Genomic DNA, 14,890 nt, shown 5'->3' on the forward strand with positions numbered 1-14,890 from the left:
GGGTCGTAGGCTGGCCGGATGGACGACGCACGGGTGGACGCGTATCTCGACCGCATCGGCGTGCCCCGGCCGGCCGCCGCCGACCTCGCCACGCTGCGCGTGCTGCAGCGCGCGCACCTGGCCGCGGTGCCGTTCGAGAACCTCAGCGTCCAGCTGGGCGAGCCGATCGTGCTGCGGGCCGACGCGCTCGTGGCGAAGGTCGTCGACCGGCGGCGCGGCGGCTTCTGCTACGAGCTCAACGGCGCCTTCGCGGCGCTGCTGTCCGCCCTCGGCTACGACGTCACCCTGCACTCGTGCCGGGTCTGGACCGGCCGGCGCTTCGGCGTGCCGCTGGACCACATGGCGGTGCGGGTGCTGCTGCCCGACGGGCCGTACCTGGTCGACGTCGGCTTCGGCAAGTTCGCGCACCACCCGCTCCGCCTGGACGTCACCGACCCCCAGCCCGACCCCGGTGGCGTCTACGAGGTCCTGCCCGACGGTCCCGACCTGGCGGTCCGCGGCGACGGCGGCTGGGAGTACCTGCTCGACCAGCGCCCGTACGAGCTGCTGGACTTCGAGCCGCTGTGCTGGTGGCACCGCACGTCACCGGCGTCGCACTTCACCCGGAAGCTGACCTGCTCGATCCTCACCGCCGACGGCCGGGTCACGGTCAGCGGCCGGACCCTCATCACCACGACCGGCGACGGGCGCACCGAACGGCTCCTCGACGACGCGGAGTTCGTGGCCGTGTACCGCGACACGTTCGGTATCGCGCTCGACACCGTGCCCCCGTCCGCCGACAAGGGCTGACGGCGCGGGGCGGCGCAGCAGGAGCAGGGCCGTCCCGCCCGCGGCGAGGTAGAGCGCGGCCTGCAGGTCCAGCAGCGGCATGACGCCGAGCCGGTCGGCGAGCAGGCCGGCGGCCAGCATGCCGGCGCCGCTGCTGCCGTCGAAGACCGCGCCGAAGACGCCGAAGACCCTGCCCCGGGCCCCGTCGGTGCTCTCCTGCTGCAGCAGGCTGACCAGCCCGGTGAGCATGGCGATGCCGGGGGCGCCGACGACGATGAACAGCGCCACGTACACCGGCAGCGCCGAGGTCACCGCCGGGCCGTTCCACACCGCGGCCGACAGCAGCCCGAACACCCCTGCCCCGGCCGCGATCAGGGTCGCCGGCCCCGGGGTCCGCCGCGCCGTGGCGAGCAGCAGACCGAGCCCGATCGCGCCGATCGCCTGGACGCCGCGCAGCAGGCCCGTCTCGGCCGCGCCGCCGCCGAGCTCGCGGGCCACCCACACCACGAACAGCACCGCGAAGATGCCCTGCGCGGATCCGGCCAGCGCGGCGACCGCCAGGCCGGCCCGGATCCGGCGCCCGCGGAAGGCGCCGCCCGGGCCCGGCCGGTCCGGCGGCGTGGTGTGGTCGCGGGTGGGGGTACCGGCGCGGACTCCGGCGATGAGCACCGCCGCGACGACGAACGTGACCAGGTCCGCCGCCACGATCACGGGCAGGCCGTCGACGGTGAGCAACAGGCCGCCGAGCGCGCCGCCGGCCAGCCGGCCGAGGTTCTGGTTGAGCCCGACCAGGGAGTTGGCCGCCACCAGCTGGTCGTCCGGCACCAGGGTCGGCAGCAAAGCGTTCTTCGCCGGGGCGAACAGGGCGAGCATGGCCGCCTCGACGGCGATCACCGCGTACAGGACGGGCAGATCGCCGCGGTCGCGCACCACCAGCAGCGGCAGCAGCGCCACCGCTTGGACGGCGGCGATCGCGACGAGCATCCGGCGGCGGTCGAACCGGTCGGCGAGGTGCCCGGCGACCGGGCCGAGCAGGACGGCGGGGACCAGCTCGACGAGGAACGCGAACGACGTCTGCAGCGGCGATCCGGTCAGCTGGTACACCAGGATCGGCAGGCTGACCAGCAGCAGCCAGTCGCCGGTGTCGGAGATGAGCCCGGCCAGCCAGAGCCGCCGGAAGTCGCGCCGCGCCAGCGGGCCCTTCGTCACGGTGTCTCCCCTTCCTCCGGGGCGTCGTGGTTCCCGGCGTCGTTCAGCGGGAAGCCGTGGAAGCCGAAGTGCACGGTTTCGGCGCCGGTCGGGGTGTCGTCGCGGGTGGCCGCGATGTACGGGCGGATGAGCGCGTCGATCCGGTCGCCGAGCGTGCGCAGCTCGGCCGGGGTGAGCCGCAGGGTGTAGAGGCCGTACTGCTCGGCGTCGCGCCACCGCTCGGGGGACCGGTCGCGGCGGGCCAGCCGCTCCCGGACGAGCCGCTGGTCACGCTGGACGGCGAGCGCGGCGATGACCGCCGCCTGCCGGCCGTCGGACGAGCCGGGGTCGGCGTCGTGCGGCACCGAGAACCCGGTGACCAGGGCCCGCCACGGCCGCTCCCGCCCGTCGGCGGAGTCGCCGGGCGCGACGAGGCCGGCCTTCGCCAGGGCCCGCAGGTGGTAGCTGCAGTTGGACGGGGTGTCGCCGACGGCGCGGGCGCACTGTGAGGCGGTGGCGGGCCCGACCGCGAGCAGGTGGCTGAGCAGCTCGTACCGCACCGGATGGGCGAGGATGCGCAGCACCTCCGGCTCGGTGATCGTGCGTCGCGCCTCGCGTCCCATGCCGCGCCCCCCATTCCTGAAAGTCTCTTTCAGGATGCCACGCTTCCCTGCAGATGTAAAAGATGCTTTCAGACTTTGTCGCGGTCAGAAGCTGTCCGCATCTCTTGGCACGCTGGGGCTCCAGCGGGCAGGGCGCCCGCCACCGACGCTGAGGAGTTCGCCTTGATGGGCACCGAGATCACGCCGTTCCGGATCGCCGTCGACCAGGCCGACCTGGACGACCTGCGCCGCCGCCTCACCGGGGTCCGCTGGCCCGCGCAGGTGCCCGACGCCGGCTGGACCCGCGGCGTGCCGGTCTCCCACCTCCGGGAGCTGGTCGAGCGGTGGCTCACGACGTTCGACTGGCGGGCGGTCGAAGATCGGATCAACCGGTACCCGCAGTACACGACCCGCATCGACGACCAGGAGCTCCACTTCCTGCACGTCCGCTCACCGCACGAGGGGGCGCTGCCGCTGCTGCTCGCGCACGGGTGGCCCGGCTCGTTCGCCGAGTTCCTGCAGGTCATCGAGCCGTTGACGAACCCCGCCGACCCGGCCGACGCGTTCCACCTGGTGATCCCGTCGCATCCGAACTTCGGCTTCACCGGCCCGGCCGGCGCCGGCTGGGACGCCCGCCGCATCGCCACCGCGTACGCCGCGCTCATGGCCCGCCTGGGCTACGAGCGCTACGGCGCGCAGGGCGGCGACTTCGGGGCGTTCATCGCACCCGATCTCGGCCGCGTCGCCCCTGACCACGTCGTCGGCGTGCACGTCAACGCGGCGACGGTCGGCTTCATCCCGTTCGGCGACCCGCCCGAGGGCACCGTCCTCACCCCCGCCGAGCAGGTCCGCCTCGCGCGGATGCGGCGGTTCCTCGCCGACGGCAACGGCTACTTCCAGATCCAGGCCAGCCGCCCGCACACGCTGGGCTTCGCGCTCGCCGACTCCCCTGTCGGCCAGCTGGCGTGGATCGGCGAGAAGTTCCACGACTGGGCCCACCCGGCCGGCGCCATCGACGCCGACCACGTGCTGACCCACGCCACCCTGTACTGGCTCACCAACACCGGCTCGTCCTCGGCGCAGATGTACTACGAATCCATGCACACCAGCCACTGGCCCACCCCGTCCACCGTGCCGACCGGCGTGGCGAACTTCGCCGAGGACGTCGCGATCCGCCAGTTCGCCGAGCCGCTCAACACCATCACCCACTGGGCCGAGTACGACCGCGGCGGCCACTTCGCCGCCCTGGAGGTCCCTGACCTGTTCGTCGACGAGGTCCGCACGTTCTTCCGCACCGTGCGCTGAACCTTCCTGCCCCGCTTGTCCCCCCATCCGCTGACCTCGGTGTGCCGGTACGGTTGTTCCCGGCCGGCCACCGCCACTCCGGACGCGACCCGCGCCCCCTGCTTACCGATCGCCGCCATCGTGGTCTCCCGCGGCGCCTGGGCCCACGACAGGCGCCGCCTTTCGCTGGACCGACACCTGCCACCGCGGGGCCGTTCCGGTCACCCACCCCCGCCCACAACCGGCCCCGACACTCGCCTCCAGCCTGGCCGCCCCCACCCCGCGGGTGCATCACCTGCCGACGAGCCGGCCGCTGGACCGAACCCCACACCACCGAGGCCGGCTCTCCTTGCCCCGACAGCCGGCCTCAACCAAGCGGACCCCTCACAGCCGAAGCCACCACCCCACCACGCACCTCCAGCCCCACGGTCGGCTCGAACACGCCACCGGCTCCACCGCGGCCAGCCGTTCCGGCAGCTCCAGCACGACGACCGGCCCCAACACAGCCAACGGTTCCAGCGGCTCCAGCACGACGACCGGCCCCAACACAGCCAACGGTTCCAGCGGCTCCAGCACGACCGGCCCCAACACAGCCAGCGGCTCCAGCACGACGGACTACCCCAGCACAGCCACGGTCCGGCGACCCCAGCGGTTCAGGCGTTATCGGCGGCTCCGTCACGACCAGCGGCTCTGGCACTATCGACGGCTCCGGCGTCCCCGGGGGCGCCCGACACAGTCGACACGGCCGGCGCAGCCGGCGCAGCCAGCGCAGCCAGCGCAGCCAGCGCAGCCAGCGCAGCCAGCGCAGCCAGCGCAGCCAGCGCAGCCAGCGCAGCCAGCGCAGCCAGCCCGACGACCGATGTCGGCGCAGCCTTCGGCGCCACCGCACCCGGAGCTGTCGACGCAGCAGGCGCTATCGCCACCACCTTTCCCTGGGGACGCCACCCTTCAGCTGAGCCGGGCCCTGCGCTACGCAACCTTTCAAGGCGAACGCTGGCTGCACTGCCACAACACCCCCGACGCCGCACCTCGGCGAGTGGACCCAGCCCGACTTCGAAGCCCCCCGCCAGGCACCCCTACGACCTGTCCACCGAGATCGTCACCGTCCTCGACCCAGCCATCATGGAGGACGCCTGGACCCACGGCCTGGCGGCGCCCGACGGCGAGCCCGACCTACGGGTGTACACCTTCCGCTGCCACCACTGCGCCACCTTGCGCACCCACAGCGACAGCCGACACAAGCGACCACCACTCCGCCAGGCCACGCACCGGAACGTACACCAGTCCACAAAGGACAGACACGGAACGCGGCCGACAAGCACACAGATCCGCCAAGCCAACCCCGGATCCGGCACACGATTCGCGCCTTCGATGCCGCTGCAAGTCGCGAGCCACACGCATCGAGCAAGACCCGCCCCGGTCTGCACACGGCATGCACACCGTGGCAGCCCTTTGAGGCACCCAGACTGCCGCACTCCCCCGCAACGCGACGCCGCCCTGCACCCGCGACCAACGGCACCGTCACGGCCGCCTCCGATAATGAGCACTCCGAACGCAGCGTGTCCCCTTGCCGATGCGGACGAACAACCTCAGCGGCGACATGCGTCACCGCCATCGCAACGCCAGGAACAGCAGGCAAAGACGCGGGAGCAGCAGAAAATGGAGAGATGGACGTGGGCGCCGCATTCGGCGGGGCCGAGGCGCCGGTCGCATCGGGCACGTCCGCACCGTCCGCCATCCGCGTCGCCTCGCCAGCCGGCATCACAGCATCCACCGCAACCCGCACGGCCGCAGCCGTACCAGCCCCAATCGCGGCCACACCAGCCCCAACCGCGGCCGCACCAGCCTCAGCCGCAGCCCGCGCCTCGGCGGCAGCCGGCGCCTCGATGGCAGCCCGCGCCTCGGTTTCAGCTGCGGCCCGCACCTCGGCGCACGTTCCCGACCGCGCCGCAGCGTCCGTCGCGGCCAGCAGTCTGGCTGTCCGCAGCCGTGCCAGCTTCGTCGCATGCCGCGCGGCCAGTCCGTGGCGCCGGGCCTCAGCGAACTCCGCCCGGGCCCGCGCCTTCTCATCGCGCTGCCGCTGCCGCTCAGCTCGGGCCGCCGCGAACCGCGCGTCCCAGTCGATCGCATCGAACGACGTCACCCGGCCTGCACCCGGTGCGTCCAAAGAAAAGCATGGTCGTGGCACTTGCCGCCTCCCCCCTGTAGGCGCTGCCCTCCATTCTCGAGGCCGCACAACCCCACGTCCAGCGCCATCACCCAAAGCCACCAAACCATCACGCCACGTCGAATCAGGCGGTCGACGCGAGCACTCGGCGCCAGATGAGTTGTATGGTCAACGTGCCGGCGACAGCCACGGCGAACGCGCCGGCGGTGCCGAGACGCTCAACGAGAATCGCGACGAGCAGGCAGAACACGGCGAAGCCGAGCAGCCCACGGGGGACGCCCCGCAGGGTGTGCACGGTGGCGTCGGTGCCCTGCTGGGCCAGGACGAACGCGGCGACGACACTGGTCGCGATCGGGAACGGGGCGAGGACGCCGGTCATCGACGGGCCGAGGGTTGCTGCCGCGGTGGTGACGGCGACGACGAGGCCGGCGGTCGCCAGGGCGCGTCCGGGCAGGTCCCACCACGGCCAGCCCGACGTCGTGGTTGTCGTCTGCGTCGGTACGTGTGGAAACGCGCGCAGCGCGAGCCAGGCGGAGGTGAGTACGAGCGTGAAACCGACCAACGGAGGGAGGTCGAGGCGGGCGAGACCCAGGTCGAGGGCGAGCGTGGCGAGCCACGCCACGGAAAGCGAGGCGAGCCAGCCCGTCCGGCGGGAGCACCAGGCGAAGACGACCGTGAACGTCGCGAGGGAGACGAGGCCGAGCAGGGACGCGGAGGCGGCGCGGGCGCCGAAGCGAAGGCCCTGCTCGAGGCAGGTGATGAACAGGATCGGGCCGGCGACGATCGGCAGGGCGACGAGGGTCCCGGCGACCGCGGCGCCCCAGCGGCGGCCCGCCAGGGAGGAGCCGACGACGAGGAGAGGAGCCAGCACCAGCTTCAGTAGCAGCGTCACCGCGGCAGCCTAGGGTCGCGGATCCCGGAGACCGTGACCGGCCAACGACCGCGTTACGCCGCTCACCAACGCACCCGCGCATAAAGCATCGCCGCGCCAGGGCACCGCCGCGCCAGGGCGCCGCCGGCGTCAGGGCGCCGCCGCGCCAGAGCGCCGCCGCGCCAGAGCACCGCCGCGCCAGAGCACCGCCGCGTCAGGGCCACTGCTCCGGCCGGGTCGGGACGTAAGGTGCCGTCAGCGTTCCTGCTCGGCTTCGACCTGGGTGTTCCAGTCGCGCTTGGAGGCCTGCCAGCCGTCCTCGTCGTGGCCGAGGCGCCAGTACCCGGAGATGGACAGGCGGTCGAGCGGGACTCGGCGGTCGAGGCGCAGGTACCGGCGCAGCTCCTTGACGAAACCGGCCTCGCCGTGGACGAAGACGTGGACGTCGTCGCTGTGCCACGGGGCGGTGGTCACGGCCTCGATCAGGGCCTCGCCGTGCGGGCGGCCGCTGCGGCGTACCCAGGTCACGCCGGGGATCTTCTGCTCCTCGGTGGCGTCGGCTACCTCGACGAACGCCTCGACGGTCGCGCCCTCAGGGATGCGTTCCAGGGACGCGGCGATGGCCGGCAGGGCGCTCTCGTCGCCGGCGAGGAGGTGCCAGGCGGCGGCCGGGTCGGGTGCGTACTTGCCGCCCGGGCCGCCGAAGACGATCTCGTCGCCGGGGCGGGCCGCGATCGCCCACTGGGCGGCGAGGCCGCTGTCGCCGTGGATGACGAAGTCCAGGGTGACCTCGCGGGTCGCCGGGTCCCAGTCGCGCACCGTGTACGTGCGGGTCACCGGCCACTGCTCGCGCGGCAGCTCGGCGCGGATCACGGCGGGGTCGAACGGGTGCGGGTAGGTGGCGCCGGCGGGCGGGAACATGAGCTTCACGTAGTGGTCGGTGTACTGTCCGGCGTCGAACCTGGCGAGGCCCTCGCCGCCGAGCACCACGCGGTGCATGTTCGGGGTGAGCCGCTCGGTGCGCACCACCCGCCCGACGTGTGCCTGCGGTGCCCGACGCTCGGGCTGCTGTGCCATCACCCGTCAACCGTATACGCCGGTACCCGGGGAGCCGGCAACGGCGACCGCCCGGGCGACCGCCGCGCGGGGACTGCTGAGCACCGGCACGGGCAGGTCACGCAGCAGATCGACGGCCGGCGCCATGCTTGCCTGGGCAAGCACCACCACGTCGAACCCCACCGCCGAACCCCCCGGCGCAGAAGAAGCCGGCGCGGAAGAAGCCGGCGCAGAAGAAGCCGGCGCAGAAGAAGCCGGCGCAGAAGAAGCCGGCGCAGAAGAAGCCGGCGCGGAAGAGGCCGGCGCAGAAGGAGCCGGCGCGGAAGAGACCGGCGCGGAAGAGACCGGCGCGGCGACGGCACGCACGTGTCCGGCGATCCGGCGCACGTACCCGTCGATGTCGCCCGACTCGAAGAGCGGCCACGCGTCGAGACACGGCGCCTCCACCAGCTCGACGGCGGCATCGCCGGCGCACTCGCGCAGCAGCGCGGTGGTGGGCGCGAGCGTCGAGGCGAGCGCCGCGACCACCGCGACCCGCCCTCCCCCGGCCGCCGCGGCGGCGACGGCGGCCTGCGCCATCGGCCGGTCGACCCGCAGCACCGGCACCGCGGCGGCGAGGGTCTCGGCGTGGCCGCTGAGTGTGGAGCAGGTGCACACGACCACCCGGGCTCCGGCGTCGGCGAGGGCCTGGACGTGCGCCGCGAGCCGGGCCCGGACGTCGGCGCCGACCCCGTGGGCCCGGGCGTCGGCGAGCAGCGTCTCGTCGACGGCGTGCACGTCGGCGGCGCCGGGCGCCAGGTCGGCGAGCAGGTCGCGGAACGTCGCCACGTGCACCTCGGCCGTGTGCAGGAACCCGATGATCGGCACGCCCCCCAGCATCGCACGGTTGATGTCAAGCTAGGACCAGCGGAGCCGCCGGGGTCATGCCCGTCCCCGGCGACTCCGCGCAAGCCAGGCCCGAAGCGCAAACCAGGCCCGAAGCGCAAACCAGGCCCGAAGCGCAAACCAAGCCCGAAGCGCAAACCAAGCCCGAAGCGCAAACCAAGCCCGAAGCGCAGGCCAAGTCATGCCCGGTCCCCGACCGGCTCACGGAACGTGCTGACGAACAGCGCCTCGATGCTCTCCTCGTCCAGCCCGGCACCGCGGGCTTCGGCGGCGAGCCAGCGGCGCAGGTCCCGGCGCAGCGGCTCGTGCGCGGCGAGGGTGTCGTCGCCGAGGGTCCGGGTGACGAACGCGCCGATGCCGGGCCGGGCCGGCACGAGGTCCTCGTACTCCAGCTCGCGGTACGCCTTGAGCATGGTGTCGGGTTGATCGCCACGCGGGCGACGACTCCTTCACCGCCGGAAGGCGCTAGGGTCCGGGTCGGGCACGCACCGGATCGATCGACGCGAGAGGAACACGGCATGGGGTACGGCGTGATGGCCTACCGGGTCGACATCGACAGGCTCCGCGCGCTGTGCGGCAGCGGCGACAACCAGGCGCGGCGGGCGATCTGCGGCAGGTTCCGGGCCGACATCGCCCGGCTCAACGAGGACCTCGACTGTTCCAACGACCGCGGCGCGCCGTCGGTCTTCACCGCGGTCGAGCACCTCGTCATGGGCGGCGAAAAGACCCTGCCCCGGCACCTGTACGGCTACGGCTTCAAGTACATGGTCGAGTTCTCCGGCCGGTTCCTGGACAACCGGCCGTTCTACCCGTGCCCGTCGTCGTACCTGGACAGCACCGTCGACCCGGCACTGCGGGCGACCGGCGCCGCGATCAGCATGTCGGACCTCATCTTCCGCGGCGCCCCGGTCGACTTCCCACCACCGGACGACTTCCCCGGCATCGGGTACTGGACGGCCGGCGAGGTCGAGGCCGCGGCCGGCCCGCTGCAGTCGGGCACGACCGAGGAGGTCCGCACGGTCGCCGCCTGGGCCACCGCGGCCACCGCCGAGCACAAGGGCATCGTGGGCTTCTACCACTGACCCGAGGCGCCCGCTGGTCACCGCCGGTGCCGGTCACCTGAGCACGGCGCGCGTCGTTGGGCACCGCGGAGGGGGTACGACAGGCGACGCGAGGAGGCGGGATGCGGCGGCGGCACGTGCTCGCCGGCGCCGCCGCTCTCGTGGCGGGCGCGGCGGTCGGCGGCGCGCGGTACGCCGGTGTCCGGCTCCCCGGCGCCGGGCCCGGCGCGGCGCCGTTCGTGCCGGCCGCGGCCCTCGGCGACGAGCGCCTCGAACAGCGCCGGTCCGCGGCGCGGGGGCGCACCGTCGACGTGTACACGTGCGTGCCGGCGGGGCACGGCGACGGTCGGGGCCTGCCGGTCTGCCTGGTGCTGCACGGCGGGTCGAAGACCGCCCGCGACTTCCCCGCGCTCGGCCTCGGCCGGCACCTGACCGCGGCCGTCGAGCGGGGTGCCGCGCCGTTCGTGCTGGCCGGGGCGACCGGTGACCGGCTCGCGTGGCGGCCCTCCGGCGGCGACGACCCGCAGCGCATGGCGCACGAGGAGCTGCCGGGCTGGTGCGCGGCCCGCGGATTCGACACCGCCCGCGTCGCCGTGTGGGGGTGGTCCATGGGCGGTGCCGGCGCGCTGCGGCTCGCCGAGGCGTTCCCCGGCTTCGCCCGCGGTGTCGCCGCGTTCTCCCCCGCCGTCGCGCCCGGCGACGACGTCTTCGCCGGCGCCGACCGGCTCCGCGGCACCCCGGTCGGCCTGTGGTGCGGTCGCGACGACCCGCTGTACGGCGACGTCCGCGCCCTGCACCGCCGCCTTCCCGAGGCGCCGGCCGCGGGCGGGTACAGCGCCGGGCGGCACGACTTCGGGTACTGGAGCACGCTCGTGCCGGCCGCGTTCGCCTTCGTCGCCGGCATGCTCGCCTGAAGATGCACCGAGGTGGTAGGGACAGCCACACCATCGCGGCTGGGGCGGACGGGACGCCGGATCCGGGGGGCGACGGCATCGTGCCGGGTGTCGCGCGCCCGGCAGGCTGAGGGCATCATCAGTCCTCGATCGTGGAGTCCGCCATGACCGGTCCGCAGCCCCTCCGATGGCACCGCCCGCTGTTGTGGTTCGCGGCGGTGATGGGCCTGCTCGCGCTCGTCGCCGCCGTCGGCGTCCTCGTCGACGACCGGCTCGTCGTCGGCAGCCCCGCATGGCTCAAGCCGTTCAAGTTCGCCGTTTCCATGGGGGTGTACGCGGTGACCCTCGCCTGGCTGCTGCGCGCCGCCCGGCGGGCGCGGCGGACCGGCTGGTGGGCGGGCACCGTCGTGGCGCTCGCCGCGACCGTGGAGATGGTCCTCATCGTGCTGCAGGCGGTGCGCGGCCGGGCCAGCCACTTCAACCAGGGCACGCCGTTCGACGAGGCCGTCTGGTCGCTGATGGGCAACATGGTCGTGGTGCTGTGGACGGCGAGCCTCGTCGTCGCGGTCGTCGTGGCCGTGCAGCGCGGCGGCGACCCGGTGCTCAAGTCGGCCGCCCGGCTCGGGTTCACCCTGTCGCTGGCCGGGATGCTGGTCGCGTTCCTCATGACGACGGCCACCGACGAGCAGCGGGCGGCCCTCGACCGCGGCGAGACCGTCGGCATGGTCGGCGCGCACAGCGTCGGCGTCGCCGACGGCGGCCCGGCGATGCCGGTCACCGGCTGGTCGACCACCGGCGGCGACCTGCGCGTCGCGCACTTCGTCGGCATCCACGCGCTGCAGGCGCTGCCGCTGCTGGCGTTGCTGCTCGCCGCGGCCGCCCGGCGCCGCCCGGACGGGCCGTTCGGCGCGCCGCGGGCCGCCCGCGGGCTCGTACGGGCGGCGGCGCTCGGGTACGGCGGCCTGATCGCCCTGCTGACCTGGCAGGCGCTGCGCGGCCAGCCGCTGCTGGAGCCGGACGCCCGCACCCTGCTCGCGGCCGGCATGCTCGCGGTGGCCGTCGCGGCCGCCGCCGCTCTCGCCCTGCGGCCCGGCAACCGGGCGCCGATCGCCGCGGCGCCGGATCCGGTCCCGGCTATGGTCGGACGGTGACGATCGACGACCTCGAACTGGCCATCGCCGCCGCCGAAGCCGGCGCGGCGGTGGTCCGTTCGCATTTCGGCACCCGGCTGGACCGCTTCGCGAAGGGCGGCGGCGACTTCGCGACCGTCGCCGACATCGAGGCGGAGCGGGCGATCCTCGACGTGCTGCGGTCCGCCCGCCCCGGCGACGCCGTGCACGGCGAGGAGAGCGGCCGCAGCGGCGGCGGGGACCGCACGTGGCTCGTCGACCCGCTGTGCGGCACGCTCAACTACGCCGCCGGCGCCATGCTCGTCGCCGTCAACGTGGCCCTGCGCACCCCGGCGGGCACCGCCGTGGCCGTGTCCGCCGACCCGTTCGCGCGCGAGGTGTTCTGGACGGCCGCCGGCGGTCCGGCCCACGTGCGGGACCGCGAGGGGCAGGCGGTGCTCGTACCGTCGGCGCAGTCGGTACTGGTCGACGTGAACCTGGACCCGCCGTTTCCGAACGGTCCGGCCTTCCACCCGGCGCGGCTGCTCGCCGACCCTGCGTTCGGCGAGCGGTTCCGGCCGCGGGTCGTGTCCACCACGCTCGCCGTCGCCTGGGTCGCCGCGGGCCGCCGCGCCGCGTACGTGACCGACGGCGCCCTGCGCGACAGTGTGCACTTCACGCCCGGGATCGCGCTGTGCGAGGCGGCCGGCTGCGTGGTGACCGGGCTGCGCGGCGAGCCGCTGCACACCGGCGCCGGCGGGCTGCTCGTCGCGGCCGACGCGCCGACCCACGCGGCGCTGCTGGAGATCATCGAGCGGCAGTTCCGGCCCTGACCGGCTCGCCCGGCCCATGGTGGCCGGCCGGGCGGCGGCCGAGCCGCCACCAGTTCGCGGCGCCGAGCAGCGACATGACGGCGGGCAGCAGCAGGCCGCGCACCACGGTGACGTCCAGCAGCACGGCGATGGTCATGCCGACGCCGATCTCCTTGACCGCGACCAGGTCGCCCAGCGCGAAGCCGAGGAACACGATCCCGACGGCGAGCGCGGCGGTGGTGACGACCGGGCCGGTGGCGGCGATGCCGGTGAGCACGGCCCGGTCGTTGGCGGCCCGGTCCTGGGCGGTGCGGCGGTCCCACTCCTCCTTGATCCGGGCGAGCAGGAACACCTCGTAGTCCATCGACAGCCCGAAGATGAACACGAACAGCAGCAGCGGCGTGGTGAGGTCCAGCGCGCCCCACGGCTGGAAGCCCAGCAGCGCCGCGCCCCAGCCCCACTGGAAGACCGCGACGAGGACGCCGAGCGTGGCCAGCAGCGTCAGCACGTTCATGCACAGCGCCTTCACGGGCACGACCACCGAGCCGGTCAGCGCGAACAGCAGCAGCGCGGTGGCCGCGACGATGACCGCGACCGCGACCGGCAGCCGGGACGCCACCGACGACCTGGCGTCGATGAGCTCCGCGGCCGGCCCGGCAACCAGGAGGGGCACCGGCGCGTCGAGGGCGCGCAGCTGCCGTACGAGCCGCTGCGCCGGCGCACCGTCGGCCGGGCCGGCCGGGCGCAGGTCCACGACGGTGACGTCCGGCGGCAGACCGGTGCGCACGTCCAGCTCCGCCTCGCCGGTCAGCTCGCGGATCCGGGTGAGCAGCGCCGCCGCCGGCGGGTCGGTGGCGTTCGCCTCGATCAGTACGGTGACCGGCTGCGTGGTCCACTTCGCGAAGTCGCGCTCGACGGCCTCGTACGCGAGCCGCTCCTCACTGCCGGCGGGCAGCGACCGGGCATCCGAGTTGGCGAGGGTGACCCCGAGCAGCGGCAGGCTCAGCACGGCCAGCCCGGCGGTCACCGCGGCGGCCACCAGCACCGGCCGGCGCTGCGCGGCCCCGGCCAGCCGCGCCAGCCCGCCGCCCGCGGCGCCCCGGCCGTTGCGGGCGGCCCGGAGGCGCGGCGCCGGGATCCGCCGGTGGGTCAGCGCGACCAGCGCCGGCACCAGGGTCAGCCCGGCGAGCGTGGCCAGGCAGACGACCAGGGCACCGCCCAGCGCCATCGCGGCCAGCAGCGGCTCGGCGAAGGCGAACAGCCCGGCGAGGGCCGCGCCGACGGCGAGGCCGGACACGAGCACGGCCCGCCCGGCCGTCGCGACGGTCCGCGCCAGCAGGTCCGGCACCGTCGCCTCGCGGTCCGCGGCGCGTTCCTCCCGGAACCGGGTGACGATCAGCAGGCTGTAGTCGACCGCGAGCCCCAGGCCGAGCAGCGTGACAACGTTGACCGCGTACTCGCTGACCGGCACGACGGCGGCGAGCCCGGTGAGCGCCAGCAGCGTCGCGGCGACCGTCCCGAGCGCGGTGACCAGCGGCAGGCTCCCCACGAGCAGGCCACCGAGCACGACGGCGAGGACGCCGCAGAGCACCACCAGCGCGACGCCCTCCCCGACGGCGGCGTCCCTGACGGCCTGCTCGCCGAACGTGCGCTCGGCCAGCAGCTCGCCGCCGACGCGGACCTCCGGCGCGTCGATGCGGTGCAGGGCGGCCGCGACCCGGTCGGCGACCGCGAGGGCCTCGGCGTCGCTCAGCTCCGGGCGCAGCTCGACGGTGACGAGCGAGCTGCGGTTGTCGGCGGCGACCTGCCCGGAGCCCGCCGTGTAGGCGTCGGTGACGGTGGCGACGCCGGGGATCGCCCTTATGTCGAACATGACGCGGCTGGCGTTGTCGACGAGCGCGGTGGCGTTGAAGTCGCGGCCGGCGATCACCGCCACGACACGCTCCCCCTCCGGGGCGAGCCGGTCGATGCGCGCCTGCGCGACCGCGGACTCCGCGTCGGGGCGCAGGCTGTCCACCGACCGGGTGCGGTCGTAGACGGTGCCGCCGAACACCGCGCCCGCGAGGGCGATCACGACCCAACCGGCGAGGACGAACATCCGGTGGCCGGCGGTCCACCGGCCGAGCAGTGCGAGCACCGCAGCCTCCTCGGGCCGCCGCCGACCTGGCCGCCGCCCCGCGTCATCCAACATCGA

The 14,890-nt window shown here is 74.4% G+C and carries 13 protein-coding genes and 1 pseudogene; 6 read left to right on the forward strand and 8 right to left on the reverse strand.

From position 1 onward, the window contains the following. Positions 1-18 precede the first annotated feature (18 nt). Positions 19-789, forward strand: a complete 771-nt coding sequence (locus OP18_RS22440; RefSeq protein WP_033360928.1) for an arylamine N-acetyltransferase family protein — start codon at positions 19-21, stop codon at positions 787-789. Positions 790-807: 18 nt separating this feature from the next. Here the strand turns inward: OP18_RS22440 and OP18_RS60770 are convergent. Further along, positions 808-1,977 (reverse strand): annotated as a pseudogene (locus tag OP18_RS60770) (MFS transporter); the annotation flags it as partial. Next, complete coding sequence (locus OP18_RS22450; protein WP_052387140.1) at positions 1,974-2,579, reverse strand: helix-turn-helix domain-containing protein; 606 nt, start codon at positions 2,577-2,579, stop codon at positions 1,974-1,976. The pseudogene OP18_RS60770 and the gene OP18_RS22450, both read right to left, overlap by 4 nt. Before the next feature lie 165 nt (positions 2,580-2,744). Between OP18_RS22450 and OP18_RS22455 the strand changes: the two genes are divergently transcribed. Continuing rightward, the gene (locus OP18_RS22455) at positions 2,745-3,863 is read left to right on the forward strand and encodes an epoxide hydrolase family protein (RefSeq protein WP_033360929.1); all 1,119 of its coding nucleotides are present in this window, start codon (positions 2,745-2,747) and stop codon (positions 3,861-3,863) included. Between the two features lie 363 nt (positions 3,864-4,226). On the opposite strand, the gene OP18_RS22460 is transcribed toward OP18_RS22455, so the two are convergent. The 5 genes from OP18_RS22460 to OP18_RS51390 form a co-directional block, all read right to left on the reverse strand. After that, complete coding sequence (locus tag OP18_RS22460) at positions 4,227-4,451, reverse strand: hypothetical protein (protein ID WP_033360930.1); 225 nt, start codon at positions 4,449-4,451, stop codon at positions 4,227-4,229. 1,682 nt (positions 4,452-6,133) lie between these two features. Then, the gene (locus tag OP18_RS22470; protein ID WP_033360932.1) at positions 6,134-6,901 is read right to left on the reverse strand and encodes a hypothetical protein; all 768 of its coding nucleotides are present in this window, start codon (positions 6,899-6,901) and stop codon (positions 6,134-6,136) included. A 234-nt stretch (positions 6,902-7,135) separates the two neighbouring features. Then, on the reverse strand, positions 7,136-7,957 hold the full coding sequence (locus OP18_RS22475; RefSeq protein WP_033360933.1) for a siderophore-interacting protein: 822 nt from the start codon (positions 7,955-7,957) through the stop codon (positions 7,136-7,138). A gap of 6 nt (positions 7,958-7,963) precedes the next feature. Continuing rightward, complete coding sequence (locus OP18_RS57445) at positions 7,964-8,803, reverse strand: hypothetical protein (protein WP_156089697.1); 840 nt, start codon at positions 8,801-8,803, stop codon at positions 7,964-7,966. 197 nt (positions 8,804-9,000) lie between these two features. Next, positions 9,001-9,234 (reverse strand): GntR family transcriptional regulator, encoded by a 234-nt coding sequence (locus tag OP18_RS51390; RefSeq protein WP_211273635.1) that lies wholly within the window; start codon positions 9,232-9,234, stop codon positions 9,001-9,003. A 105-nt stretch (positions 9,235-9,339) separates the two neighbouring features. On the opposite strand from OP18_RS51390, the gene OP18_RS22490 reads away from it, so the two are divergent. The 4 genes from OP18_RS22490 (at position 9,340) to OP18_RS22505 (ending at position 12,717) form a co-directional block, all read left to right on the forward strand. Continuing rightward, positions 9,340-9,903, forward strand: coding sequence for a DUF7691 family protein (locus tag OP18_RS22490; RefSeq protein ID WP_033360934.1), 564 nt, complete (start codon positions 9,340-9,342; stop codon positions 9,901-9,903). 101 nt (positions 9,904-10,004) lie between these two features. Continuing rightward, entirely contained in the window at positions 10,005-10,796 is a 792-nt protein-coding gene (locus OP18_RS22495; RefSeq protein WP_033360935.1) for an alpha/beta hydrolase-fold protein, read from the forward strand. A gap of 143 nt (positions 10,797-10,939) precedes the next feature. Then, the gene (locus OP18_RS22500) at positions 10,940-11,926 is read left to right on the forward strand and encodes a hypothetical protein (RefSeq protein ID WP_033360936.1); all 987 of its coding nucleotides are present in this window, start codon (positions 10,940-10,942) and stop codon (positions 11,924-11,926) included. Next, entirely contained in the window at positions 11,923-12,717 is a 795-nt protein-coding gene (locus tag OP18_RS22505) for an inositol monophosphatase family protein (protein ID WP_033360937.1), read from the forward strand. Before OP18_RS22500 ends, OP18_RS22505 begins: the two co-directional genes overlap by 4 nt. On the opposite strand, the gene OP18_RS22510 is transcribed toward OP18_RS22505, so the two are convergent. Further along, positions 12,692-14,833 carry an MMPL family transporter gene (locus tag OP18_RS22510; RefSeq protein ID WP_052387141.1) on the reverse strand — a complete coding sequence of 714 codons (2,142 nt, stop codon included), beginning with the start codon at positions 14,831-14,833 and terminating at the stop codon, positions 12,692-12,694. The two genes, OP18_RS22505 and OP18_RS22510, sit on opposite strands and share 26 nt — an antisense overlap. Positions 14,834-14,890 lie beyond the last annotated feature (57 nt).

The organism is Dactylosporangium aurantiacum, assembly GCF_000716715.1.
GTDB lineage: Bacteria > Actinomycetota > Actinomycetes > Mycobacteriales > Micromonosporaceae > Dactylosporangium > Dactylosporangium aurantiacum.